Source organism: Pseudomonas sp. NBB, assembly GCF_032701105.1.
Taxonomy (GTDB): Bacteria; Pseudomonadota; Gammaproteobacteria; order Pseudomonadales; family Pseudomonadaceae; genus Aquipseudomonas; species Aquipseudomonas asiatica.
Genome location: NZ_CP103994.1, coordinates 5,335,921 through 5,360,397, shown reverse-complemented (window position 1 = coordinate 5,360,397; position 24,477 = coordinate 5,335,921). Strand labels below are relative to the sequence as shown.

20 protein-coding genes, 2 tRNA genes and 2 pseudogenes are annotated in these 24,477 nt (G+C 61.0%); 20 read left to right on the top strand and 4 right to left on the bottom strand.

Annotation, left to right across the window (positions count from 1 at the left end; genetic code table 11):
- Nucleotides 1-34: 34 nt before the first annotated feature.
- From hflK to NY023_RS24760, 12 genes and pseudogenes are all read left to right on the top strand, one after another.
- On the top strand, nt 35-1,216 hold the full coding sequence (gene hflK / locus NY023_RS24810) for an FtsH protease activity modulator HflK (RefSeq protein ID WP_024087812.1): 1,182 nt from the start codon (nt 35-37) through the stop codon (nt 1,214-1,216).
- Nucleotides 1,216-2,085 (top strand): protease modulator HflC, encoded by an 870-nt coding sequence (gene hflC, locus NY023_RS24805; RefSeq protein ID WP_013974432.1) that lies wholly within the window; start codon nt 1,216-1,218, stop codon nt 2,083-2,085. The genes hflK and hflC overlap by 1 nt, the downstream gene beginning before the upstream one ends.
- A gap of 301 nt (nt 2,086-2,386) precedes the next feature.
- The gene (locus tag NY023_RS24800) at nt 2,387-3,574 is read left to right on the top strand and encodes an ATP phosphoribosyltransferase regulatory subunit (protein WP_013974431.1); all 1,188 of its coding nucleotides are present in this window, start codon (nt 2,387-2,389) and stop codon (nt 3,572-3,574) included.
- 56 nt (nt 3,575-3,630) lie between these two features.
- A complete protein-coding gene (locus NY023_RS24795; RefSeq protein ID WP_013974430.1) occupies nt 3,631-4,923 on the top strand; it encodes an adenylosuccinate synthase in 1,293 nt (430 codons plus the stop codon).
- Between the two features lie 632 nt (nt 4,924-5,555).
- A pseudogene (locus tag NY023_RS27855) lies at nt 5,556-6,248 on the top strand (methyl-accepting chemotaxis protein); the annotation flags it as partial.
- A gap of 21 nt (nt 6,249-6,269) precedes the next feature.
- The gene (locus NY023_RS27850) at nt 6,270-7,154 is read left to right on the top strand and encodes a methyl-accepting chemotaxis protein (protein ID WP_374709148.1); all 885 of its coding nucleotides are present in this window, start codon (nt 6,270-6,272) and stop codon (nt 7,152-7,154) included.
- A gap of 491 nt (nt 7,155-7,645) precedes the next feature.
- Nucleotides 7,646-8,134 carry an Hcp family type VI secretion system effector gene (locus NY023_RS24785; RefSeq protein WP_031324578.1) on the top strand — a complete coding sequence of 163 codons (489 nt, stop codon included), beginning with the start codon at nt 7,646-7,648 and terminating at the stop codon, nt 8,132-8,134.
- 9 nt (nt 8,135-8,143) lie between these two features.
- Nucleotides 8,144-9,118 (top strand): hypothetical protein, encoded by a 975-nt coding sequence (locus tag NY023_RS24780; protein WP_013974427.1) that lies wholly within the window; start codon nt 8,144-8,146, stop codon nt 9,116-9,118.
- Nucleotides 9,115-9,492, top strand: coding sequence for a hypothetical protein (locus tag NY023_RS24775; protein ID WP_015271999.1), 378 nt, complete (start codon nt 9,115-9,117; stop codon nt 9,490-9,492). Before NY023_RS24780 ends, NY023_RS24775 begins: the two co-directional genes overlap by 4 nt.
- Before the next feature lie 97 nt (nt 9,493-9,589).
- Nucleotides 9,590-9,937 (top strand): annotated as a pseudogene (locus NY023_RS24770) (hypothetical protein); the annotation flags it as partial.
- A gap of 123 nt (nt 9,938-10,060) precedes the next feature.
- On the top strand, nt 10,061-10,435 hold the full coding sequence (locus NY023_RS24765) for a hypothetical protein (protein WP_013974425.1): 375 nt from the start codon (nt 10,061-10,063) through the stop codon (nt 10,433-10,435).
- A 227-nt stretch (nt 10,436-10,662) separates the two neighbouring features.
- Nucleotides 10,663-11,319 (top strand): Bax inhibitor-1 family protein, encoded by a 657-nt coding sequence (locus NY023_RS24760; protein WP_013974424.1) that lies wholly within the window; start codon nt 10,663-10,665, stop codon nt 11,317-11,319.
- A gap of 50 nt (nt 11,320-11,369) precedes the next feature.
- On the opposite strand, the gene NY023_RS24755 is transcribed toward NY023_RS24760, so the two are convergent.
- From NY023_RS24755 to NY023_RS24740, 4 genes are all read right to left on the bottom strand, one after another.
- Entirely contained in the window at nt 11,370-12,935 is a 1,566-nt protein-coding gene (locus NY023_RS24755; protein WP_013974423.1) for an ABC transporter permease, read from the bottom strand.
- Nucleotides 12,935-13,948, bottom strand: a complete 1,014-nt coding sequence (locus tag NY023_RS24750; protein ID WP_013974422.1) for an extracellular solute-binding protein — start codon at nt 13,946-13,948, stop codon at nt 12,935-12,937. The genes NY023_RS24755 and NY023_RS24750 overlap by 1 nt, the downstream gene beginning before the upstream one ends.
- A 275-nt stretch (nt 13,949-14,223) precedes the next feature.
- Nucleotides 14,224-14,310, bottom strand: a tRNA-Leu gene (locus tag NY023_RS24745).
- An 88-nt stretch (nt 14,311-14,398) separates the two neighbouring features.
- Nucleotides 14,399-14,485, bottom strand: a tRNA-Leu gene (locus NY023_RS24740).
- A 271-nt stretch (nt 14,486-14,756) separates the two neighbouring features.
- Here NY023_RS24740 and rnr point away from each other — a divergent pair.
- From rnr to NY023_RS24700, 8 genes are all read left to right on the top strand, one after another.
- Complete coding sequence (gene rnr / locus NY023_RS24735) at nt 14,757-17,333, top strand: ribonuclease R (RefSeq protein WP_013974421.1); 2,577 nt, start codon at nt 14,757-14,759, stop codon at nt 17,331-17,333.
- On the top strand, nt 17,330-18,076 hold the full coding sequence (gene rlmB / locus NY023_RS24730) for a 23S rRNA (guanosine(2251)-2'-O)-methyltransferase RlmB (protein WP_003259007.1): 747 nt from the start codon (nt 17,330-17,332) through the stop codon (nt 18,074-18,076). Before rnr ends, rlmB begins: the two co-directional genes overlap by 4 nt.
- 305 nt (nt 18,077-18,381) lie before the next feature.
- Complete coding sequence (gene rpsF, locus NY023_RS24725; protein WP_013974420.1) at nt 18,382-18,807, top strand: 30S ribosomal protein S6; 426 nt, start codon at nt 18,382-18,384, stop codon at nt 18,805-18,807.
- A 28-nt stretch (nt 18,808-18,835) separates the two neighbouring features.
- Nucleotides 18,836-19,066: a 30S ribosomal protein S18 gene (gene rpsR / locus NY023_RS24720; RefSeq protein WP_003249563.1), complete on the top strand. Its 231-nt coding sequence runs from the start codon at nt 18,836-18,838 to the stop codon at nt 19,064-19,066.
- Nucleotides 19,067-19,099: 33 nt separating this feature from the next.
- A complete protein-coding gene (locus tag NY023_RS24715; RefSeq protein ID WP_003259010.1) occupies nt 19,100-19,963 on the top strand; it encodes a hypothetical protein in 864 nt (287 codons plus the stop codon).
- A 20-nt stretch (nt 19,964-19,983) separates the two neighbouring features.
- Complete coding sequence (rplI, locus tag NY023_RS24710) at nt 19,984-20,430, top strand: 50S ribosomal protein L9 (protein WP_003249568.1); 447 nt, start codon at nt 19,984-19,986, stop codon at nt 20,428-20,430.
- A gap of 113 nt (nt 20,431-20,543) precedes the next feature.
- Complete coding sequence (gene dnaB / locus NY023_RS24705) at nt 20,544-21,941, top strand: replicative DNA helicase (RefSeq protein WP_015271992.1); 1,398 nt, start codon at nt 20,544-20,546, stop codon at nt 21,939-21,941.
- 116 nt (nt 21,942-22,057) lie between these two features.
- Nucleotides 22,058-24,358 (top strand): YgiQ family radical SAM protein, encoded by a 2,301-nt coding sequence (locus NY023_RS24700; protein ID WP_013974417.1) that lies wholly within the window; start codon nt 22,058-22,060, stop codon nt 24,356-24,358.
- Nucleotides 24,359-24,477 lie beyond the last annotated feature (119 nt).

The following is a 24,477-nucleotide window of genomic DNA, read 5'->3' as shown; positions in this document are numbered from 1 at the left end:
GGGCGCGTCTTTGCTTTATCAGATGGAGAGCGCTATGGCTTGGAACGAGCCGGGTGGCAACTCGAACAATCAGGATCCCTGGGGCGGTCGCCGGAATGGCGGTGGCGGCGGTGGTGACAAGAAAGGTCCACCGGACCTGGACGAGGCCTTCCGCAAATTGCAGGACAGCCTGAACGGCATGTTCGGCAGTGGCAAGAAACGTGGCGGCGGTGGCCGCAATGTCGGCAAGGGCGGTGGCCTGGGCCTGCTGGGCATCGGCCTGGCGGTGCTGGCTGCTATCTGGCTGTACAGCGCCGTGTACGTGGTGGACGAGCAGGAGCAGGCCGTGGTGCTGCGCTTCGGCAAGTACTATGAGACGGTCGGCCCCGGCCTGAACATCTACTTCCCGCCGATCGATCGCAAGTACATGGAGAACGTCACGCGCGAGCGTGCCTATACCAAGCAGGGCCAGATGCTGACCGAAGACGAGAACATCGTCGAGGTACCGCTGACCGTCCAGTACAAGATCAGCAACCTGCAGGACTTCGTGCTCAACGTCGACCAGCCTGAGGTCAGCCTGCAGCACGCGACCGAGAGTGCCCTGCGCCATGTGGTGGGCTCCACCTCGATGGACCAGGTGCTGACCGAAGGTCGTGAGCAGATGGCCGTGGATATCCGCGAGCGCCTGCAGCGTTTCCTCGACACCTACCGTACCGGTATCACTGTCACCCAGGTCAACGTACAGAGCGCGGCTGCCCCGCGTGAAGTGCAGGAAGCCTTCGACGACGTGATCCGAGCCCGTGAAGACGAGCAGCGTGCCCGCAACCAGGCCGAGTCCTACGCCAATGGCGTGGTACCGGAAGCCCGTGGTCAGGCCCAGCGCATCATCGAGGACGCCAACGGTTACCGCGACGAAGTCATTGCCCGCGCCAAGGGTGAGGCCGACCGCTTCACCAAGCTGGTCGCCGAGTACCGCAAGGCACCTGACGTGACCCGTCAGCGCCTGTACCTGGAGACCATGCAAGAGGTCTACAGCAATTCGAGCAAGGTTATGGTGGCAACCAAGGACGGGCAGAACAACCTGCTCTACCTGCCGCTGGACAAGATGGTCGAAGGCAGCCGCAACCCGTCCGCGCCGACCACCAGCGTGTCGCCATCGGTCAACGATGCGGCCGCCCGTGCGGCGCAGGACCTGCAACAGCAACAGCAGCCGCTGCGCACTAGGGAGAGCCGCTGATGAGCAACAGATCGCTGATCGCCCTGATCGCCGCCGTGGTCCTGGCCATCGTGGCCTGGAACAGCTTCTACATCGTGTCCCAGACCGAGCGTGCGGTATTGCTGCGCTTCGGTAAGGTAGTCCAGGCGGATGTACAGCCGGGCATGCACGTGAAGATTCCGTACGTGAACCAGGTGCGCAAGTTCGACGCCCGCCTGATGACCCTCGACGCCCCGACCCAGCGGTTCCTGACTCTGGAGAAGAAAGCGGTGATGGTCGACGCCTACGCCAAGTGGCGCGTCAAGGACGCCGAACGTTTCTACACCGCCACATCCGGCATGAAACAGATCGCCGACGAGCGTCTGTCGCGTCGTCTGGAAAGCGGCCTGCGTGACCAGTTCGGTAAACGTACCCTGCATGAAGTGGTTTCCGGTGAACGTGACGCGCTGATGGCTGACATCACTGCTTCGCTGAACCGCATGGCCGCCAAGGAGCTGGGTATCGAGGTGGTCGACGTGCGCGTCAAGGCCATCGACCTGCCGAAGGAAGTTAACCGCAGCGTGTTCGACCGCATGAGCACCGAGCGTGAACGTGAAGCCCGTGAGCACCGCGCCAAGGGTAACGAGCTGGCTGAAGGTATCCGTGCCGATGCCGATCGTCAGCGCCGCGTACTGCTGGCTGAGGCCTATCGCGAAGCAGAGGAAACCCGCGGTGACGGCGACGCCCAGGCGGCCGCCATCTACGCCAAGGCCTACACCCAGGACGCTGATTTCTATGCGTTCTACCGTAGTCTGCAGGCGTACCGCGAGAGCTTCTCGAGCAAGAGCGACGTGCTGGTCCTGGATCCGAAGAACGAGTTCTTCCGCTTCCTGGACAAGAGCAGGCCGTGATGCTCAGGCCCTGATTTTCATGCGGCGGCGCCCCGCCTGGCAGCTAAAACGCCAGGCGGGGTGCATCCTGAATGAAAAGGGGTGTATGATGAGGCAGCCGGGAAATTTCCCGGCTTTTTTGCGTCTGCAAGGTTGATTGGCAAACCGCCAGTTGGCGGATTGGTCAGGTCGCAAGGCAATTCGAGGGTGTCGGGTACGGTGGCTGCGCTGGGATCAGTGCTGCCCGCTGCTGTGCGCGATACCGGCTTTACTGACGGCTCGCCTGCTGGCAAGCCGCCCGGACCAGAGGGGAAATGGCGTAATGGCAACGGTAGACCGCTGGCTGCTGCCAGATGGCATCGAGGAAGTACTGCCACCTGAGGCCGCGCGCATCGAGATCGCGCGCCGCCAGGTGTTGGACCTGTTCCAGAGTTGGGGCTACGAGCTGGTCGTCACCCCGCATATCGAGTACCTGGAGTCGCTGCTCACCGGCGCCGGCCAGGACCTGGATCAGCGCACCTTCAAGGTAGTAGACCCGCAGTCCGGTCGCCTGATGGGCTTCCGCGCCGACTTCACCCCGCAGGTGGCGCGCATTGACGCCCACACGCTGCGCCGTGAAGGCCCGAGCCGCCTGTGCTATGCCGGCAGCGTGCTGCACGCCCAGCCGCGCGCCCTGTCCACCTCGCGCAGCCCGATCCAGCTGGGTGCCGAGCTGTACGGCGACGCCAGCCCCACCAGCGATGTCGAAGTCATCAGCCTGATGCTCGCCACGCTGCAGCTGACCGATGTGCCGGATGTGCACATGGACCTGGGCCACGTCGGTATCTACCGCGGCCTGGCCCGTGCTGCCGGCCTGTCCGGCGCGGTCGAGCAGCAGCTGTTCGACGCCCTGCAGCGCAAGGCCGTGGATGAGGTTCAGGTGCTGACCGCCGACCTGCCGAAGGACCTGGGCAACATGCTGCGCGCGCTGGTGGAACTGTGCGGTGGTCGCGAAGTGCTGGCCGAAGCCCGTGTGCGCCTGGGCCGAGCCCCGGCCAGCGTGCTGGCGGCGCTGGACGACCTGCTGGCGATCGCCGATCGCCTGGCGTCGCGCTTCCCGGACCTGCCGCTGTACTTCGACCTCGGCGAGCTGCGCGGTTACCACTATCACACAGGCGTGGTGTTCGCCGTGTTCGTGCCGGGCGAAGGCCAATCGATCGCCCAGGGCGGGCGCTATGACGACATCGGCGCCGATTTCGGCCGGGCCCGCCCGGCCACCGGTTTCTCCACGGATTTGAAGACCCTGGTCACACTGGGGCGAGCGGAGGTCGTATTGCCAACTGGCGGCATCTGGATGCCGGACAGTGGCGACGCGGCCCTCTGGCAGCAAGTCTGCCAGTTGCGCAACGAGGGCCAGCGTGTGGTCCAGGCCCTGCCTGGCCAGCCGTTGAGTGCTGCTCTCGAGGCGGATTGTGATCGGCAATTGATTCAGCAAGACGGGCGCTGGCAGGTTCTGCCGCTGGCCCAGTGAGTTTCTGCGCCGGCAGTAGGCCGGCAACCAAGTTTGCGTGAATGAGGACCAATGTAATGGGTAAGAATGTCGTCGTCCTGGGCACCCAGTGGGGTGATGAGGGCAAAGGCAAGATCGTCGATCTGCTGACCGAACATGCTGCCGCCGTAGTGCGCTACCAGGGTGGCCACAACGCGGGTCACACCCTGGTGATCAACGGTGAAAAGACCGTTCTGCACCTGATTCCGTCCGGTATCCTGCGTGAAGGCGTACAGTGCCTGATCGGCAACGGCGTGGTCGTTGCCCCGGATGCCCTGATGCGTGAAATCACCAAGCTGGAAGAGAAGGGCGTACCGGTGCGTGAGCGTCTGCGCATCAGCCCGGCTGCACCGCTGATCCTGTCGTACCACGTTGCCCTGGACCAGGCCCGCGAAAAAGCCCGCGGCGAAGCCAAGATCGGTACCACCGGCCGTGGTATCGGCCCAGCCTACGAAGACAAGGTCGCACGCCGCGGCCTGCGCGTGGGCGACCTGTTCCACCGCGAGCGTTTCGCCGCCAAGCTGGGTGAGCTGCTGGACTACCACAACTTCCAGCTGGTGAACTACTACAAAGAGCCGGCCATCGACTTCCAGCAGACCCTGGACGAATGCATGGCCTACGCCGAACAGCTCAAGCCGATGATGCTCGACGTCACCGCCGAGCTGCACAACCTGCGTCGCGCTGGCAAGGACATCATGTTCGAAGGTGCCCAGGGCTCGCTGCTGGACATCGACCACGGTACCTACCCGTACGTCACCAGCTCCAACACCACCGCTGGCGGTATCTCCACTGGTTCTGGCGTTGGCCCGATGTACCTGGACTACATCCTGGGTATCACCAAGGCCTACACCACTCGCGTAGGTTCCGGTCCGTTCCCGACCGAACTGTTCGACGAGACTGGCGCTACCCTGGCCAAGCGTGGCCATGAGTTCGGCTCCACCACCGGCCGTGCGCGCCGTTGCGGCTGGTTCGATGCCGTGATCCTGCGTCGTGCCATCGACGTCAACAGCATCTCGGGCATCTGCCTGACCAAGCTGGACGTACTGGATGGCCTGGAAACCATCAACATCTGCGTTGGCTACAAGAACGAGAACGGTGCCGTCATCGACGCGCCTTCCGATGCCGACAGCTACATCGGCCTGGAGCCGGTGTACGAAGAGATGCCAGGCTGGAGCGAGTCGACCCTGGGCGTGAAAACCCTGGAAGAACTGCCAGCCAACGCTCGCGCCTACATCAAGCGCATCGAAGAGCTGATCGGCGCGCCGATCGACATCATCTCCACCGGCCCGGACCGCAACGAGACCATCGTTCTGCGTCATCCGTTCGCCTGATCTGCCTTCCAGGCTGATCTGACGCCGTGGCCCTGAAAGGGGCTGCGGCGTTTTCATTTGTGGGGTCTGCCTGTCCCGGCCCTTTCGCGGGTAAACCCGCTCCCACAGGTCCTGCACAGTCCTCAGGACCTGCGCGGTCCATGTGGGAGCGGGTTCACCCGCGAAGAGGCCCGTGCGGGCAACCTCATTGCTAGACCTTGGCACATTTCCCTGCTGCCGCCGGCACAACCCTTGCTGTAAGAAGTTTCTGAAGATGCCATCAAAATAGTGGCGCCAGAAAACACGAGGGTTACACCGTGTCTGCCATCCTCTCACTGTTACGAAGCCGCCTTTTGCGGCCTGTGTTTGTTGCCCTTGGTATCGCTCTTTTGGTGCAGGTGCTGGTCGCCGTTGCGCTTACCCGAAGCACGGTCACCGCCCTGGAAGCCGACCTGGGTGAACGCCTGGGCAATGACAGCCGCCAGCTCGCCAGTGAGCTGGAGCAAGCCGGGCAAGATGTGCGCTCAGGCCTCGACGGCCTCTCCAGCAGCACCCGCCAGCGCCTGAGTGCAGGTTTGTCGGCACGCCTGCAAAGCGAGCAGCAGCAGCTGCGCAGCACGCTGGAGAGGAACCTCAAGGACTCCGCCAACGATATGGCCGAGCTGCTGGCGTCGGTCGCACCGCGGGCGATATGGGACAACGACGTGCCGGTGCTCTCCGACTTCGCGCGCCGCGCCCAGCGCAACCCCAACGTGCTGTTTGTGGTTTACGACGACGCTCAGGGCCAGCACCTTACCCGCTACCTGAACCGGCAGAACCCGATCAACCAGGCGTTGATGGAAAAAGGTCAGGGCGAGCGTGCGCTGGACAAGGTGATCGACGCGGCACGGCGGGACCCGGCGGTGTACTTTGTCGAGGCCTCGATCAGCCCCAATGGTGCGGAAATCGGCAAGGTGGTGATGGGTGTTTCCACGGCTGGCATCGACCAGGAGCTCAAGGCGCTCGACCAGCGCTTCGCCGCCCTTATCACCAGTGGTGAGCAACTGGTCGGTGACAGCCTTGTCGGTGCTGCGGCCGAGAGTGGCAACACCCTGCGCGAGCGTTTGGAAAAGGCCCAGGGCAGCGCCGCCGCGATGCAGGCCAATACAGCGCAGACGGTTCGCGATGCTGCTGCAGAGCTGCGTTGGCGCATCGGCCTGGGGCTGGTGCTGGTCGGCCTAGGGGTGCTGCTGGTGGTAGCCGTGGTGCTTGGCCGGCGGGTGTTGAGCAAGCTGCGCCTGCTGATCGCTGCACTCGACGACCTCGCTGCCGGTGAAGGCGACCTGACCAAGCGCGTGCTGCTCGACAGCCGCGATGAAATCGGCGACATGGCCTCGGCGGTGAACCGCTTTGTCGACAAGCTGCAGCCCATCGTGCGCGAGGCCGGCGAGGTGGCGCAGCGTACCGGCGTTGAGATTGGCGCAATGGCCCAGCGCAATGCCGGCGCCGATGCTGCCGCTGCGCTGCAACGCGATGAAGTGGCGGCCAGCCTGCGCGACCTGTCAAGCATGGCCGACGAGGCCCAGGCTGAAAGCCACGCGATGCAGGCAGCCCTGCAGCAGGTGGTGGATATCCGCCAGGCAACTGACGAGAACAGCCGCACATCAACCCAGCTAGCCGGTTTGATCGAGAACCTGGCCGGGCAGGTGGAGGCCGGCTCCCAGGTGATCGAGCGCCTGGCCAAGCAGAGCGAGCAGATCGAAGTGGTGCTGACGGTTATCCACGGCATCGCCGAACAGACCAACCTGCTGGCCTTGAACGCGGCCATCGAAGCCGCCCGTGCTGGCGAAACCGGGCGCGGGTTTGCCGTGGTGGCCGATGAGGTGCGGGCGCTGGCGAGCAAGACGCAAAGTTCCACGGGAGATATCCAGGCGCATATCGCCGCGCTGCAAAAGGGCGCCAAGGAAGCTGTGGCAACTATCAGCCAGGCCGGGCTCAAGGCTAGCGAAGGGTTGCTGGTGCTGCGTGACAACGAGCGTCGCCAGCAGTCGGTGCAGGCGGCGGTGGAGCAGGTGCATGCAGCCATCGGCCTGGCCACCCGCGCGGCCGAGCAGCAGGCGAATGGGGCGCAAGCTGTGCGTGGGCGGGTGGAGACTATCCATGCTCAGGCTGAGCGCTCGGCTGAAGTGGTGATGCAGACCACGGCCAGTAGCAAGGTGCTGGATGATCTGGCGGCTCAGTTGCGCGCCAGCCTGGGCCAGTTCAGAGCTTGATCATGTAGATGCGCTTTTGTGTAGGTGCCTTTTGAGAAAGCTTCTGGGCTGGGAGGTGTTGGCCGCAGTATTTTCAGCGCCTATGAGATCGAGCGCCGCGCGGGCGGCGCTCGATTTGCGCACCACCTCAGAACCCACGACAAGCACCTGGTAGCCCTCACCCCAAAATCTAAAAGTCTACGCTCAGATCACTGTGGGAGCGGGCTCACCCGCGAACACGGGCGAAGCCCGTGCCAGCCCCGCGGTTTCTACTTCGCGGCCAAGCCTGCTTCCACACCGATCAAGCTGACTTCATCGGTAAATTTGTAGGCAATTTCCCAAATTAACCTTGTTTGTCCGCATTCTATTGTCGCGCCAGGCATGGGGAGCTAGTGTCAATCGCACCTGAAGGCACGCAATGCAATCCGCCATTCGCCTTCGGGAACAACCTCAAGGCGGCGATGTCCGAACACCGTCGTTATCAGCCCAATTTTTACCAAGGAGAGGTAAGCATGGCTTTCGATGCTTATATTCAAATCGCGGAAATCACTGGCGAAGCACTGGACGAGCAGTACGCCAACTGGATCGAAATCATCGGCTACAAGTTCGGTGCCAACCAGAGCACTTCTGCCACCGCAAGCTCTGCAGGTGGCGCATCTTCCGGGCGTACCACGCTCACCAACTTCACCTTCACCAAGTACCTGGACAGCGCCAGCTGCAAGCTGCTCGAAGCCAGCTGTGCCGGCCAGCACCTGAAGGAAGTGAAGCTGGTGGTGTGCCGGGCCGGTACCGAAAAGCTCAAGTACTACGAAGTCGTTCTCGAAGAAGTGATCATCGCCGACTACGCCCAAAGCGCCAATGCTGGCGTGCCGGTGGAAGTAGTGCAGCTCAACTATGGCCGCATCAAGACCACCTACACGCGGCAGAAGCGCCTCGACGGCAGTGCCGGCGGCAATGTGACCGGCGGCTGGGATCGCATCAGCAACAAGAAATATGCGTGAGGTGCGACTATGTCCGAGGCACGTAGCTTCATCAATCCCCAGGCACAATCCTATGAGTCGTTGAAGGCCGGCACGCCGATGTCGGCCAATCAGCGGGCCAAGTTTGATGTGTTGAATGCGCATATCGTCAATAGCGTGGTTGTCGGAGGGGAGCTGGTGATTGTTGGAGATCCCAGTACACCATCGTGTACGAGCCATGAAGCATATTTGATGGCAGAGGCGGCGGGGATACACCATCAGCTTGAGATCAATGGCGCTGGGGTGGATGACTTCTTTCTGGATAACTATGAGATGTTGAAAGGCTTGCTCTCTCATACCTCCATGGGGGCAGGCGTTGTGAGCGATGGTTGGAGCAGATACCTCGATGCGATCAAGAGGACGTTGGAAGAAATCGAGATATTACATCGGGAGTATTTGAAAAACGGCACGCTAAAAGCGCGTGACGAATTTTATGCCAAGAGAATGGCATTGTTTATGAAGTTGGAAGGGCAGTTGAACAACATGGCTGCGTATGGTTCGGGCCTGCAAAATAAGGGATCGGTGAAAAGAGCGCTCGAGATATCTACCAAGAGCTACCTACATACAGGTGAGATTGCTGGATATGCCGAAAAGATTGCTGGCGTCTCGAAAGCGGCAAGTCTGATAAAGAAGGGCACTTATATCGGCTTGGGGCTCGACGTGGCTTCAACAGGGCTGAGTATCCATCATGCATGTACCTTTGGACGCTCTGAAGATTGCAGAAAGGCCAAGTATGTGGAAGGAGTCTCTCTGGTCGGCAGTACGGGGGGCTCGATCGCGGGCGGGTCGATTGGTGGATTTCTAGGGGGAACTGGATGCGTACTTTTCCTCGGAGTGACGACAGGCGGTCCGGGGGCCCTCGCGTGTACTGTCATTGGAGGCGCCGTGGGTGGTGCTGCAGGCGGTTCGGTCGTAGGTGATATCGGTGAGATGTTTGGTGAGTTGTTATATGAGGTGACGCAATGATTGGCTTCGACGCCAGGTGGTTAGGTCTTCCTTTAATGATGGCTATGTTCATGGTCATATTTATATGGGTTTATATTTCAGTTCGCTATGTGAGTTACATAGAGTCGTTGCTTTCTAATAGTTCAATGGTTTCTGGTAATAAAAAGATTTTTGGTCAGGCGGGTTTGCTGGGTAAAGTGATGCGTACCGGCTCCGCATCCGTAATGTTGTCGATGAGGGCGATTTGCATTCGTAAAGGCCTTTTGGATCTTCAGGATGTAAAGAAATTTCCTGGTGGTTTGCGCCGTATGCTTGTGGGCTTGTGGTTTGTTCATGTCGCTATTTTTTTGTCGCTCATAGGTCTTTGGAGTTGGTTGAAATTGGAAGGCTATTAATTTGGGGTGTGGGTAGGCGAGTTTGCGCCGATCGCCGGCAGCACGGTGCCGGCGGCGGTGGAGCAAGTGCAATCTTCAGGCGCAATCGTATGAGTCGCTGAAGGCCGGCACGCCGATATCGTCCAATCAGCGGGCCAAGTTTGATGTGTTGAATGCGCATATTGCCAATAGCGTCGTTTTCCCTGGCGAACTCGTGATCGTGGGTGAACCAAGCACCCCCTCCTCCTGCACTAGTCATGAAGCTTTTCTCATGGGTAAGGCGGCTGGGATACACCTTGATATCGAGTTGAACGGAGGGGGAATCGATGGATTCTTCCTAGAGAACTATGATCTGTTGCAGAGCTTGTTGACCCGTGCGTCTATAGGTGCAGGTGCAGCCAGTGATGCCTGGAACAAGCATCTTGAGGCTATCAAGAAAACGCTAGAGGAGATTGATCAACTGCATCACAGCAGGTGCAGGGGCTGTCGCTTGCGTGGTGCTCGGCGGGGTGGCTGGAGGTAGTGTAGGTGGGGCGTTAGGAGAAATGGGTGGCGAGTTTCTTGGAGAAGTTTTATATGAGGTGCTGTAATGACCAATGTGCAGGTCGCGGTGCTCGGAGTGTGTTTGTTTGCATCACCATTTTTAATGTTTGGAACGTGGATTGTAATTGCATACCGCTTCCTTGATAAGGTCGAGGCAAGCTTCTCAAATAGTCCCATGGTTGTGGGAAACAAAGCAATGTATGCCCGTGCTGGTATGCTTGGGCAGATTATGCGTTTGGGGTCAGTTTCCGCGATGCTATCAATGAAGGGTTTTTGCATTCGCAAAGGTATGTTGGACAGTGAAGATGTCCGCAATGCCCCTCAAAGCCTTAAAAAACTACTGGTTTGGTTATGGCATGCTCACGTGCTGCTTTTTGTCTTGCTGGCTATGTTCTGTGTTTGGATAAGGTTTCTGAGATGACGGGTGTATATTAATGAAATCGGGTTGGTCACCAGTCTGGACCCGTTCTCCGCCTTATTCAAATACATCCGTATAGTCAGCAAATACACCGCTAACCCGATGCCACGATCAACAACGCCGCATAAGGCTCCGCCGCCGCGAAACAGCAGTTGCTTAGCGGGGTGGCGTTGAGCGCACGTTATCGCGGGCAGTATTTACAAGCATAGACGCCAGGGGGCATAACAGACATGCTGGAGAACGAAACCTTCAATCGACTCGGAACCAATCATAAAATATCGGCGTGCATCTACAATCTGATCCTCGGCGCAGTACTGCTGTGGGGCTTCTTCGTCAACTGGTATCTGGTAATCACGGTGCCGCCCGATATTGTTCGGTCCATCCCCATGATGCTGTTCCTGGTTGGCTACTTGATCACCGCGCTAGCGGGTGTCGCGATCATCTTCAAATCTGAAAAGCCGTTGTACAGTTTCCTCGGCTACAACCTGATCGTGATTCCGGTCGGGTTGCTGCTTGTCATCGTCCTCCCAAAGTACTCACATGAAAACATCGTGAATGCCTTGCAGGCGACCGTCTTGCTAACCGTTACCATGATGTTGCTGGGGTCTGTATTCCCCCGCTTCTTCAAGCGCATCAAGGCGTCATTATGCATAGCTTTGATAGCTGTGATCTTCGTTGAATTGGCGCAGGTTTGGTTATTCGGTATCCATCTCGGGGTAATGGATTGGATCACTGCACTGATCTTCTGTGGCTATATCGGGGTTGATTGGGGGCGTGCGAACCAGATTGAGCGTACCGTGGATAATGCAATAGACAGCGCTGCATCGCTGTATCTAGACATTATCAATCTGTTTCTGCGGGTCTTGCGGATCATGTCCAAGAAGTGAGTTGCCCAGGTGGCTTAATGCCCAGGCCGCATGGCGGCCTGGGCAAGCTTTCAAGCCTTGTTCAAATACATCCGCGTAGTCAGCAGATAAACCGGCAACCCCGAAACCACAATCAACAATGCCGCATAAGGCGCCGCCGCCGCGAACTCGACGTTGGCCGTATGCGCCCATACCTCGGTGGCCAGGGTGGTCATGCCGGTCGGGCTGAGCAGCAAGGTAGCTGTCAGTTCCTTCATGGCATCCAGGAACACCAGGGCAAAAGCTGCCGCCATGGCCGGGAAGATGATCGGCAGGGTCACCCGGCAGAACGCGGCAAAGCTGCTTGCGCCCAAGGTCCGTGCCGCTTCCTCCAGGGTAGGTGAAGCCTTGTTCAGTGCGGTGCGCACCGGCGACTGCGCCAGCGGCAGGAACAGCAGCGCATAGGCCAGCAGCAACAGTGCCGTGGTCTGGTACAGCGCCGGCACGTAATGCAGGGCGAAGAACACCAGGGTCAGGGCAATCACCAGGCCGGGCAGGGCGTGCAACAGGTATGGCAGGCGCTCGGCCCAAATTGCCAGGCGGCCCTTGTAGCGCACCACCAGGAAGCTGATTGGCAGGGCCAGTAGCACGCAGAAGCCGGCGCCGCCCAGCGACACCGACAACGAGGTGAACAGCGCCTTGGAAATGGCTGCCACTGGGAATGCCGCCGATGAACCCACGCTCAACCAGTAGCCGAGCATGGCCAGCGGAATTCCGCTGCCCAACACCGCCAGGCCCACGCAGAACAGTTGCGCCAGCACTGCCCAGCCACGCAGCCGCACCGGTTGTGCTCGCCGCGCCACACCCTGGCCGATGCGCACGTGACGGGCCTTGCCACGTACCCGCAGTTCAAGCCACAGCATCACCAGGCACATCGCCAACAGTACGGCGGACAGCATGGCCGCGTTGGCATTGCTGAACTCCAGTTCGAACTGCTGGTAAATCGCCGTGGTGAAGGTTTGCAAGCCGAGGATCGACAAGGCGCCGAACTCCACCAGCATGTGCAGGGCGATCAGCAGCGCGCCGCCCAGCATCGATGGCCACAGCAGCGGCAGGGTGACCTTGATGAATACGCCCCAGCGGCTGCAGCCCAGCGTACGTGCCGATTCCTCCAGCGAGGTATCGAGGTTGCGCAGGGTCGCGGCCACCGGCAGGAACACCAGTGGGTACTTGGACAGGGCCATGACCATGATCGCCCCGCCCAGCCCTTCGAAGTCCGAGCTCAGCGACACCCAGGTGAAGCTGCTGACGAACGACGGCACGGCGAACGGCAGGCACAGCACCACGCCCCACAACCGGCGGCCGGCCAGGTTGCTGCGCTCCAGCAGCCAGGCCAGGGCCAGGCCGACCACCATGCAGGTCAGCGTCACCCCGACCATCAGCATCAGGGTGTTGCGCATCAGCCCCCAGACAAACGGCCGCCACAGCAGATGCAAGGCTTCGCGCCAGCCGGCCTCCCAGGCTTTCATGGCAACGTACAGCAAAGGCAGCAAGCTCATCGCTACCAGGAACAGCACAGGCAGCACCACCCAGACAGAGGGGCGCTTGCGGCGCGGTACGAAGCGAACCGGCACCGGTTCGGACAGGGCGGCAGTCATCAGAGCAGGCCGACCTCGCGCTCAAGCTCGATCGCTTCCTCGGCATTGCCCAGGTCGGCTGGTGAGATCTTCGGTGGGCGCAGGTCTTCGAACGGCTTCAGGCCGCGGTCGGAGACCATGCCTTTGTGCAGCGGGTACTCGGCGGTGGTCTGGGTGATCACGCGCTGGCCTTCTTCGCTGGCCATCCAGTTGAGCAGGGCCTGGGCTTCTTTCGGGTGCTTGCTGGCCTTGACCACGGCGGCGCCGGAAATGGTGACCAGGTTGCCGGCATCGCCATCGGCCAGGTAGTAGAGCTTGGTGTCCAGCTTGCCGCGCTCGCGCTCCAGCGCATACCAGTAGTAGTTGTTCACCAGTACCGCAGCCACTTCGCCTTTTTCCACGGCTTTGAGGGCGACCATGTTGTTGGTGTAGGTCTTGCCGAATGCCTTCAGGCCGGTCAGCCATTCTTCGGTGGCTTCTCGCCCGTGCATCTTCAGGATAGCCACGGCCTGTTCCTGGAAGGCGCCGCTGGTGGGTACATAGCCGACACGGCCTTCCCACTCGGGGTTGGCAAAGTCCATCACTGTGGTCGGCAGGTCTTTCTCGTCGACCTTCTTCGGGTTGAAGACGACGATGCGCGTACGGGCGGTAATGCCCATCCAGGTGCCGTTGGCGCCAACGTACTCCTTGGGCATCATGTTCGCGGTGGCGTCATCGATCTTCGCCAGCAGGCCCAGTTCGCCCAGGTTGTTCAGGGGAGGGGACTCTTCGGTGTAGATGATGTCGGCCGGCGAGCGTTCGCCTTCCTCGATGATCTGGCTGGCCAGCTGGTTGCTGCTGCCCTTGCGGATATCGATGTGGATGCCGGTCTTGGCCTCGTAGGCCTTGGCGATGGCCTCGCCGATTTCCTTGTGCTGACCGTTGTACATGGTCAGGGTGACCGGTGCGTCTGCCATGGCGGCCGGAGCGCCGATGGCCAGGCTCAGCACGGCGGCGGCCAAGGTACGCATCAGCGGTTGCGGGCGGATCGTCATGCGGGTACTTCCTCGCTTACGGCTACATATTTGGAAACAATGGTAAACGAAATCGTTTCTCAAGTGGCCGGGTGACGAGAAATTCATGGTCAGACCATGGTGCAAGAGTCTGAAGGTGTCAGGTATTTCACTAGCCGGAAGGCCTGTGATGATTCTGTGGGAGCGGGCGCGCCCGCGAAGAGGCCGGCACAGGTTTGTACCTATGACCGAAAAGAGGAGGGATACAAAAATCGCAGGCAAGAAAAAACCCACTAGCAAGCTAGTGGGTTTTTGTATGGTGCCCAGGAGAAGACTCGAACTTCCACGACCGTTAAGTCACTGATACCTGAAACCAGCGCGTCTACCAATTCCGCCACCTGGGCAAAGCTTTACATCATCTGGAGAAGGCGACTATCGTTCGCTTTCACACAGTAGTAACAGATCCTTGGTCATCTGTTACTTGAAAATATTTGGTGCCCAGGAGAAGACTCGAACTTCCACGGCCGTTAAGCCACTGATACCTGAAACCAGCGCGTCTACCAATTCCGCCACCTGGGCACACATTCGAGATTACTTGATGCTTTACAGCGCCGCTCATCTCTACTACAACTTCGGGGTTGTCCGTCGTTGTGGTGCGCACTATACGGACGGTCCGGGGGGCTGTAAACCCCCCAAGCAAAAAAAATTTCAAAAAATTCAACTTGTTGATTCCGCAGGCCTATTCGTCCTCGCCAGACACGCCGGTGGGGCTGTCCAAGGCTGACATTTCCGGTTTCAATACGCCTATGCCAGAATTCCTATCTATATACCCCAAGGTGAACCCCTTCTGATGGCCGATTGGCAATCCCTCGATCCCGAGGCCGCTCGCGAAGCGGAAAAATACGACAACCCTATTCCCAGCCGTGAGCTGATCCTGCAGCGCCTCGCCGACCGTGGCGAACCGGCCGCACGCGAGGAGCTGGCGGCCGAGTTCGGTCTGTACGACGAAGATCAGATCGAAGCCCTGCGCCGCCGCCTGCGTGCAATGGAGCGCGATGGCCAGCTTATCTATACCCGGCGCGGCACTTATGCCCCGGTAGACAAGCTGGACCTGATCTGCGGCCGCGTCTCCGGTCACCGCGACGGCTTCGGCTTCCTTATTCCGGACGACGGCAGCGAAGATCTGTTCCTCAGCCCGTCGCAAATGCGCCTGGTGTTCGACGGTGACCGCGGCCTGGCCCGCGTCTCTGGCGTCGACCGCCGTGGCCGCCGTGAAGGCGTGCTGGTCGAAATCATCTCCCGCGCCCACGAAAGCGTGGTCGGCCGTTACTTCGAAGAAGGCGGTATCGGCTACGTGACCCCGGACAACCCGAAGATCCAGCAGGAAGTGCTGGTCACTGCCGGGCGCAACGGCGGTGCCAAGATCGGCCAGTTCGTCGAGATCAAGATCACCCACTGGCCGACCCCGCGCTTCCAGCCGCAAGGCGATGTGGTCGAGGTCATCGGCAACTACATGGCGCCGGGCATGGAAATCGACGTTGCCCTGCGCAGCTACGATATCCCGCACGTCTGGCCCAAAGACGTGATCAAGGAAGCGCGCAAGTTCCGCTCCGAAGTCGAAGAGAAGGACAAGGAGAAGCGCGTCGACCTGCGCCACCTGCCGTTCGTCACCATCGACGGCGAGGACGCCCGCGACTTCGACGATGCCGTCTATTGCGAGCCGCTGGGCAAGCTGCGCCTGTTCTCCGGTGGCTGGCGCCTGTATGTGGCCATTGCCGACGTGTCCAGCTATGTGCGCCTGGGTTCGGCCCTGGACGTCGAGGCCCAGCAGCGCGGCAACTCGGTGTACTTCCCCGAGCGCGTGGTACCGATGCTCCCCGAAGAGCTGTCCAACGGCCTGTGCTCGCTGAACCCGCATGTCGATCGCCTGGCGATGGTCTGCGAAATGACCATGAACAAAGCCGGCCAGATGGTCGACTACCAGTTCTACGAAGGCGTCATCCACTCCCACGCCCGCCTCACCTACAACAAGGTCAGCAGCATGCTCGAGCACTCCCGCACCCGTGAGGGCAAGGCGCTGCGCGAGGAGTACAAGGCAGTCGTGCCGGACCTGAAGAACCTGTACAACCTGTACAAGGTGCTGGTGGAGGCCCGTCACACCCGTGGCGCGATCGACTTCGAGACCCAGGAAACCCGCATCATCTTCGGTGACGAGCGCAAGATCGCGGAAATCCGCCCGACCGTGCGCAACGACGCCCACAAGCTGATCGAAGAATGCATGCTGGCGGCCAACGTGGCCACCGCCGAATTCCTGCAGAAGCATGGCGTGCCGGCCCTGTACCGCGTGCACGACGGCCCGCCGCCGGAGCGTCTGGAAAAGCTGCGCGCCTTCCTGGGCGAACTGGGCCTGACCCTGCACAAGGGCAAGGACCCGTCGCCGAAGGATTACCAGGCACTGCTGGCGAGCATCGCCGGGCGCCCGGACTTCCACCTGATCCAGACCGTGATGCTGCGTTCGTTGAGCCAGGCGGTGTACAGCACCGACAACAACGGCCACTTCGGCCTGAACTACGAGGCGTACACCCACTTCACCTCGCCGATCCGTCGCTACCCTGACCTGCTGGTGCACCGCGCCATCCGCAGCATCATCCGTTCCAGGGTCGAAACCCCGCACGTCAAGCGTGCCGGCGCCATGAGCATCCCCAAGGCGCGCATCTACCCGTACGACGAGAACACCCTCGAGCAGCTCGGCGAGCAGTGCTCGATGACCGAACGCCGGGCCGATGAAGCCACCCGTGACGTGGTCAACTGGCTCAAGTGCGAGTTCATGAAGGACCGCGTGGGCGAGACCTTCCCGGGTGTGATCACCGCGGTGACTGGTTTCGGCCTGTTCGTCGAGCTGACCGATATCTATGTGGAAGGCCTGGTGCACGTCAGTGCGCTGCCGGGCGACTACTACCACTTCGACCCGGTGCACCACCGCCTGTCTGGCGAGCGTACCGGTCGCAGCTTCCGCCTGGGCGACACGATCGAGGTCAAGGTCATGCGCGTCGACCTGGACGAACGCAAGATCGACTTCGAAGTGTCGGAAAAGACCCTCGCCGCCCCGATCGGCCGCAAGCAGCGTGGTGCCGCACCGGCTGCCGGCCAGGCCGAGCAGGCCCCGGTCGAGGCCAAGGCCACGCCGAAGCCGCGCAGCCGCAAGAGCGAGACCGCCGAGGCGTACTTCCCGAAAGACGCTGTGCAGCGTAACGCCGAAGTGCGCAAGAGCCGCGAAATGAAGAAGGCGCTGATGAGCGAGGCGCGCAGTGGCGGCCATGCCAGCAGCAAGTCGGAAAAGGGTGGCAAGGCCTCCGGCAAGCCGACCAAGCACCGTAAAGGCCCGTCGAAGTCCGGCGCGCCACGCAAGAGCAAGAGCAAGTCATGAGTCAGCTGGAAAAGATCTACGGCGTGCACGCCGTGCAGGCATTGCTGCAGCACCACCCGAAGCGGGTCAAGCAGATCTGGCTGTCGGAAGGGCGCAGCGAGCCGCGCCTGCAGGCGCTGCTGGCGTTGGCCGCGGAAAATCGCGTGGCGGTCGGCCAGGCCGAACGTCGTGAGATGGACGCCTGGGTAGAAGGCGTGCACCAGGGTGTGGTCGCCGAGGTGAGCCCGAGCCAGGTCTGGGGCGAATTGATGCTCGAGGAATTGCTCGAACGCACCGAAACACCACCGCTGATCCTTGTGCTGGACGGTGTGACCGACCCGCACAACCTTGGCGCCTGCCTGCGTACCGCCGATGCCGCCGGCGCCACGGCAGTGGTGGTGCCCAAGGACAAGTCCGCAACCCTGACGCCGGTCGTGCGCAAGGTGGCCTGCGGCGCGGCGGAGGTGATCCCGCTGGTGGCGGTGACCAACCTGGCGCGTACCCTGGAAAAACTGCAGCAGCGTGGCCTGTGGGTGGTAGGTACCGCCGGCGAGGCCGAGCAGGAGATCTACCAGCAGGACCTGACCGGGCCGTTGGTGATGATCATGGGCGCGGAAGGCAAGGGCATGCGCCGGTTGACCCGCGAGCATTGCGATTTCCTGGTTAAGTTGCCGATGGGCGGTAGTGTCAGCAGCCTGAACGTGTCGGTGGCGACTGGCGTGTGCCTGTTCGAGGCTGTGCGTCAGCGTCAGGCCAAGCGCTGATCTTCGGCCTGTACCGGCCTCTTCGCGGGTAAACCCGCTCCCACAGGGATCGCACAAGGCCTAAGCCCTGTGGGGTATCTGTGGGAGCGGGTTTACCCGCGAAAGGGCCGGCAGTCTGTAATGTGTTTCAGGCTGTTCAAATATTCACCAATCACCTTGCTTGTACGCCTCGCCTTGTCTACAATTGCGCCCCTTGCCGAGCTGGCAGGCGCGCATGTGCCTCCCCTCCGTGCAAGACATACAGTGTCATTCACTCCTTGTCTGACCAGATTCGCTGGCAGACTACTAACCCGTAAGGAGCATTCATGCGTCATTACGAAATCATCTTCCTGGTTCACCCGGACCAGAGCGAGCAAGTCGGCGGCATGGTTGAGCGTTACACCAAGCTGATCGAAGAAGATGGTGGCAAGATCCACCGCCTGGAAGACTGGGGCCGTCGTCAACTGGCCTACGCAATCAACAATGTTCACAAGGCTCACTACGTGATGCTGAACGTTGAGTGCACCGGCAAGGCCCTGGCCGAGCTGGAAGACAACTTCCGCTACAACGATGCCGTTATCCGTAACCTGGTCATCCGTCGTGACGAAGCCGTTACCGGTCAGTCCGAGATGCTGAAGGCTGAAGAAAACCGCAGCGAGCGCCGTGAGCGTCGTGAGCGTCCTGAGCATGCTGAATCCGCCGACGGCGACGACAGCAACGACAGCGACTCCAGCGATAACGCTGACGAGTAATCCACGGACCTTTAGAGGAGCCTATTAAATGGCACGTTTCTTCCGTCGTCGTAAATTCTGCCGCTTCACTGCTGAAGACGTGAAAGAGATCGACTTCAAAGATCTCAACACCCTGAAAGCTTACGTATCCGAAACCGGCAAGATCGTTCCAAGCCGTATCACCGGTACCAAAGCTCGTTATCAGCGTCAGCTGGCTACCGCTATCAAGCGCGCCCGCTTCCTGGCCCTGCTGCCCTACACCGACAGCCACGGCCGCTGAGACCGGGTCGTCGACAAGCAGTAAGGGATTAGCATGCGAGCGTTAGCAAGTTTCATCATGCGCGGTCGTGTGCAGGCCACCCTGGTGGTGGTCATCAGCGCGGTACTGCCGCTGCTGTTCTGGTTGAGTGCCGCTGCCGGCAGCCTTGTGCTGCTGCGGCGTGGGTTCAAGGATGCTACAACGGTCATCGCCGGCGGCCTGCTGGCCGGGCTGGCCGTGTGGGTCATGGGCGATCCCATCACCTTTCTGGTGATCGCGGGTGCCCTGGGCTTGGCTGCGCTATTGCGCGCCGAGCATCCCTGGAGCCGGGTGTTGCTGGTCAGTGCCGTGTTCGCCGTGGCTTTCAGCCTCGTGCTCGATCTGGCGCTGGCGCAAACCTTCGATGTACTGGCCAAGGCCTTTGCCGAAGCCATGCCGAAAATCGAGGGGCAGCCGGTGCTCTCCGGTGAGCTGATCCGCCCTGTGCTGGTCGCTTCCACAGCAGTGACGGTGCAATTGTTCAGTGTGCTGGCCCTGGTGCTGGCGCGCTACTGGCAGGCAGCGTTGTACAACCCTGGAGGCTTCGGTCGCGAGTTTCGCGCCCTGAAGTTGCCGAAACAGACCATGGCGGTCTTGGTGGCAGTGATGGTGGTGGCCCCGTTCATCGGGCCGCAGTTCATCGTCCTGGCATCGGCCTCGAGCCTGGTACTGGTACTGGCCGGCATCGCCTTGATGCATGGGCTGGTGGCACAGGGTCGACTGGCCGGGTTCTGGCTGGTGGGCATGTACGTGACGCTGCCGCTGATCATGCAGCTGATTTATCCGTTGCTGGTGGTTCTGGCCATTGTCGACAGCCTGATTGATTTTCGCGGTCGCAAGTCCCCCAAGGGGAATGACTCCGCGAACGGTGAAGGTTAAAAGTTAAGAGGTTTTACCAAATGGAACTGATCCTGCTGGAAAAAGTCGCTAACCTGGGCAACCTGGGCGACAAAGTAAAAGTTAAGGCTGGTTACGGCCGTAACTTCCTGCTGCCATTCGGCAAGGCCACCGTTGCCAACGCCGCCAACCTGGCTGCGTTCGAAGAGCGTCGCGCCGAGCTGGAAAAAGCAGCTGCTGACAAGAAAGCTTCGGCTGAAAGCCGCGCTGCCCAACTGGCCGAGCTGGAAGTGACCATCACTGCCACCGCTGGCGATGAAGGCAAGCTGTTCGGTTCGATCGGCACCCACGACATCGCTGACGCCCTGACCGCCTCTGGCGTTGAAGTGGCCAAGGCTGAAGTTCGTCTGCCGAACGGCACCATCCGTCAGGTTGGCGAATACGACGTAGCCGTGCACCTGCACAGCGACGTTGAAGCCACCGTACGCGTGGTCGTCGTAGCTGCCTAAGCTGCGCTGACTGTCTGGCTCCTTGTGGGGCAGGCGGTTAACATCGGGCACGGTCCTGTTTTCGACAGGCCGTGCCCTTTGTCTTTTTCATCCTCCAGAATTCTTTCGTGGCCATGAACGAGATCACCACTTCCGAACAGCTTGACCTGCAAACCGCAGCCCTGAAGGTGCCGCCGCATTCCATCGAGGCCGAACAGGCCGTGCTCGGTGGCCTGATGCTGGACAACAACGCCTGGGAGCGGGTGCTGGACCAGGTATCGGATGGCGACTTCTACCGGCATGACCACCGCCTGATCTTCCGTGCCGTGCACAAGTTGGCCGACGCCAACCAGCCATTCGACGTGGTGACCCTGCACGAGCAGTTGGACAAGGAAGGCCTTTCTTCGCAAGTCGGTGGGTTGGCTTACCTGGCCGAGCTGGCCAAGAACACCCCGTCGGTAGCCAACATCAAGGCCTATGCCGCGATCATTCGCGAGCGCGCCACCCTGCGCCAGCTGATCAGCATCAGTACCGATATCGCCGACAACGCGTTCAACCCGCAAGGGCGCAACGCCGAAGAGATTCTCGACGACGCCGAGCGGCAGATCTTCCAGATCGCCGAGGCCCGCCCGAAAACCGGCGGCCCGGTGGGGGTCAACGAACTGTTGACCATGGCCATCGACCGCATCGACACGCTGTTCAACTCCGACAGTGACATCACCGGCGTATCCACCGGCTTCACCGACCTCGACGAGAAGACCAGCGGCCTGCAGCCAGCCGACCTGATCATCGTCGCCGGCCGACCGTCGATGGGTAAGACCACTTTCGCCATGAACCTGGTGGAAAACGCCGTACTGCGTACCGACAAGGCGGTACTGGTGTTCTCCCTCGAGATGCCAGGTGAATCGCTGATCATGCGTATGCTCTCGTCCCTGGGCCGTATCGACCAGACCAAGGTGCGTTCCGGCCAGCTGGACGACGACGACTGGCCGCGCCTGACCTCGGCGGTGAACCTGCTCAACGACCGCAAGCTGTTCATCGACGATACCGCCGGCATCAGCCCCTCGGAAATGCGCGCCCGTACCCGCCGCCTGGCTCGTGAGCACGGCGAAATCGCCATGATCATGGTCGACTACCTGCAGCTGATGCAGATCCCGGGTTCGGCCGGCGACAACCGGACCAACGAAATTTCCGAGATCTCCCGCTCGCTCAAGGCCCTGGCCAAGGAATTCAACTGCCCGGTCATCGCCCTGTCGCAGCTGAACCGCTCTCTGGAACAGCGCCCGAACAAACGCCCGGTGAACTCCGACTTGCGTGAATCCGGTGCGATCGAGCAGGACGCCGACGTGATCATGTTCGTGTACCGCGACGAGGTGTACCACCCCGAGACTGAGCACAAGGGCGTGGCGGAAATCATCATCGGTAAACAGCGTAACGGCCCGATCGGCTTCGTGCGCCTGGCGTTCATCGGCAAGTACACCCGCTTCGAGAACCTTGCACCGGGCATGTACAACTTCGACGACGACGAATAAGCCACCGGCCTCATCGCCGGCAAGCCATGAATCCGACAACCATCGTCGGATTTGGTCAAAATTTGTGCTATCCTCCGCGCCCGCGATTTCCCTGCACACCAGAACCGGTCACTGACATGCAAGCAGCCAAACCACTCTACGACTATCCCAAGTACTGGGCCGAATGCTTCGGGCCAGCACCTTTCCTGCCGATGAGCAGGGAGGAGATGGATCTGCTCGGCTGGGATTCCTGCGACATCATCATCGTGACCGGTGATGCCTACGTCGACCACCCGTCGTTCGGCATGGCCATCATCGGCCGCCTGCTGGAGGCACAGGGCTTCCGCGTAGGCATCATCGCCCAGCCGAACTGGCAGTCGAAAGACGACTTCATGAAGCTCGGCGAGCCGAACCTGTTCTTCGGTGTGGCCGCGGGCAACATGGACTCGATGATCAACCGCTACACCGCGGACAAGAAGATCCGTTCTGACGACGCCTACACCCCTGGTGGCCTGGCCGGCAAGCGTCCGGACCGTGCCAGCCTGGTGTACAGCCAGCGTTGCAAGGAAGCCTACAAGCACGTGCCGATCGTACTGGGCGGCATCGAGGCTTCGCTGCGCCGCATCGCCCACTACGACTACTGGCAGGACAAGGTCCGTCACTCGATCCTGATCGACGCCAGCGCCGACATCCTGCTGTTCGGCAACGCCGAGCGCGCGGTGGTCGAGGTGGCCCAGCGCCTGTCCAACGGCGAGAAGATCGAGACCATCACCGATGTGCGCGGCACTGCTTTCGTGCGTCGTGACACGCCTCAGGGCTGGTACGAGATCGATTCGACCCGCATCGACCGCCCGGGTCGCGTCGACAAGATCATCAACCCGTACGTGAATACCCAGGACACCCAGGCCTGTGCCATCGAGCAGGCCAAGGGCGACCAGGAGGACCCGAACGAAGCCAAGGTCGTGCAGATTCTCGACAGCCCGAGCATGACCCGGGAAAAGTCGGTGATCCGCCTGCCGTCGTTCGAGAAGGTGCGTAACGACCCGGTACTCTATGCCCATGCCAACCGGGTGCTGCACCTGGAGACCAACCCGGGCAACGCCCGCGCCCTGGTGCAGAAGCATGGCGAAGTGGATGTGTGGTTCAACCCGCCACCCATCCCCATGAGCACCGAGGAAATGGACTACGTGTTCGGCATGCCCTATGCCCGTGTGCCGCACCCGGCCTACGGCAAGGAGCGCATCCCGGCCTACGAGATGATCCGCTTCTCGGTGAACATCATGCGTGGCTGCTTCGGTGGCTGCACCTTCTGCTCGATCACCGAGCACGAAGGCCGCATCATCCAGAACCGCTCGCACGAGTCGATCCTGCACGAAATCGAAGAGATGCGTGACAAGGTGCCGGGCTTCACCGGCGTGGTCTCCGACCTTGGCGGCCCGACTGCCAACATGTACCGCATCGCCTGCAAGAGCCATGACATCGAGAAGCACTGCCGCAAGCCGTCGTGCGTATTCCCGGGCATCTGCGAAAACCTCAACACCGACCACAGCTCGCTGATCGAGCTGTACCGCAAGGCTCGTGCCCTGCCGGGTGTGAAGAAGATCCTGATTGCCTCTGGCCTGCGTTATGACCTGGCGGTGGAGTCGCCGGAGTACGTCAAGGAGCTGGTCACCCACCATGTCGGCGGTTACCTGAAGATTGCCCCGGAGCACACCGAGCGTGGCCCGTTGGACAAGATGATGAAGCCGGGCATCGGCACCTATGACCGCTTCAAGCGCATGTTCGAGAAGTTCTCGAAAGAGGCGGGCAAGGAGCAGTATCTGATCCCGTACTTCATCGCCGCGCACCCGGGCACCACCGACGAAGACATGATGAACCTGGCCCTGTGGCTGAAGGGCAACGGCTTCCGTGCCGACCAGGTGCAGGCGTTTTACCCGTCGCCGATGGCTTCGGCCACGGCCATGTACCACTCGGGCAAGAACCCGCTGCGCAAGGTGACCTACAAGAGCGAAGGTGTGGAGATCGTCAAGAGCGAGGAGCAGCGTCGTCTGCACAAGGCGTTCTTGCGTTACCACGATCCGAAGGGCTGGCCGATGCTGCGTGAGGCGCTGCAGCGCATGGGCCGTGCCGACCTGATCGGGCCGGGCAAGCACCAGCTGATCCCGCTGCACCAGCCGCAGACCGATACCTACCAGAGTGCTCGCCGCAAGAACTCGACCCCGGCGGGTAGCCACAAGGTGGGCAAGGAGCAGAAGGTCCTTACCCAGCACACCGGCCTGCCGCCGCGTGGCAGTGATGGCAGCAAACCGTGGGACAAGCGTGAAAAAGCCAAGGCCGAAGCGTTTGCGCGTAACCAGCAGGCGGCCAAGGAGCGCAAGGAAGCGGCCAAGGGTGGCAAAGGCAACAAGAAGCCGCGCCAGCCGGTCATTCCGCGCTAACTGATCCATATCGGGACCGCTTTGCGGTCCTTTCGCGACACAAGGCCGCTCCCACATCGATCGGCGTACGAAGTGCTGTTGTGGGAGCGGCCTTGTGTCGCGAAAGGGCTGCAAAGCAG

Excerpts from the sequence above, each read along its gene's own strand:
- hflK (WP_024087812.1), top strand. The coding sequence starts at position 35 with ATGGCTTGGAACGAGCCGGGTGGCAACTCGAACAATCAGGATCCCTGG.
- hflC (WP_013974432.1), top strand. The coding sequence starts at position 1,216 with ATGAGCAACAGATCGCTGATCGCCCTGATCGCCGCCGTGGTCCTGGCC.
- NY023_RS24800 (WP_013974431.1), top strand. The coding sequence starts at position 2,387 with ATGGCAACGGTAGACCGCTGGCTGCTGCCAGATGGCATCGAGGAAGTA.
- NY023_RS24795 (WP_013974430.1), top strand. The coding sequence starts at position 3,631 with ATGGGTAAGAATGTCGTCGTCCTGGGCACCCAGTGGGGTGATGAGGGC.
- NY023_RS27850 (WP_374709148.1), top strand. The coding sequence starts at position 6,270 with ATGGCCTCGGCGGTGAACCGCTTTGTCGACAAGCTGCAGCCCATCGTG.
- NY023_RS24785 (WP_031324578.1), top strand. The coding sequence starts at position 7,646 with ATGGCTTTCGATGCTTATATTCAAATCGCGGAAATCACTGGCGAAGCA.
- NY023_RS24780 (WP_013974427.1), top strand. The coding sequence starts at position 8,144 with ATGTCCGAGGCACGTAGCTTCATCAATCCCCAGGCACAATCCTATGAG.
- NY023_RS24775 (WP_015271999.1), top strand. The coding sequence starts at position 9,115 with ATGATTGGCTTCGACGCCAGGTGGTTAGGTCTTCCTTTAATGATGGCT.
- NY023_RS24765 (WP_013974425.1), top strand. The coding sequence starts at position 10,061 with ATGACCAATGTGCAGGTCGCGGTGCTCGGAGTGTGTTTGTTTGCATCA.
- NY023_RS24760 (WP_013974424.1), top strand. The coding sequence starts at position 10,663 with ATGCTGGAGAACGAAACCTTCAATCGACTCGGAACCAATCATAAAATA.
- NY023_RS24755 (WP_013974423.1), bottom strand. The coding sequence starts at position 12,935 with ATGACTGCCGCCCTGTCCGAACCGGTGCCGGTTCGCTTCGTACCGCGC.
- NY023_RS24750 (WP_013974422.1), bottom strand. The coding sequence starts at position 13,948 with ATGACGATCCGCCCGCAACCGCTGATGCGTACCTTGGCCGCCGCCGTG.
- rnr (WP_013974421.1), top strand. The coding sequence starts at position 14,757 with ATGGCCGATTGGCAATCCCTCGATCCCGAGGCCGCTCGCGAAGCGGAA.
- rlmB (WP_003259007.1), top strand. The coding sequence starts at position 17,330 with ATGAGTCAGCTGGAAAAGATCTACGGCGTGCACGCCGTGCAGGCATTG.
- rpsF (WP_013974420.1), top strand. The coding sequence starts at position 18,382 with ATGCGTCATTACGAAATCATCTTCCTGGTTCACCCGGACCAGAGCGAG.
- rpsR (WP_003249563.1), top strand. The coding sequence starts at position 18,836 with ATGGCACGTTTCTTCCGTCGTCGTAAATTCTGCCGCTTCACTGCTGAA.
- NY023_RS24715 (WP_003259010.1), top strand. The coding sequence starts at position 19,100 with ATGCGAGCGTTAGCAAGTTTCATCATGCGCGGTCGTGTGCAGGCCACC.
- rplI (WP_003249568.1), top strand. The coding sequence starts at position 19,984 with ATGGAACTGATCCTGCTGGAAAAAGTCGCTAACCTGGGCAACCTGGGC.
- dnaB (WP_015271992.1), top strand. The coding sequence starts at position 20,544 with ATGAACGAGATCACCACTTCCGAACAGCTTGACCTGCAAACCGCAGCC.
- NY023_RS24700 (WP_013974417.1), top strand. The coding sequence starts at position 22,058 with ATGCAAGCAGCCAAACCACTCTACGACTATCCCAAGTACTGGGCCGAA.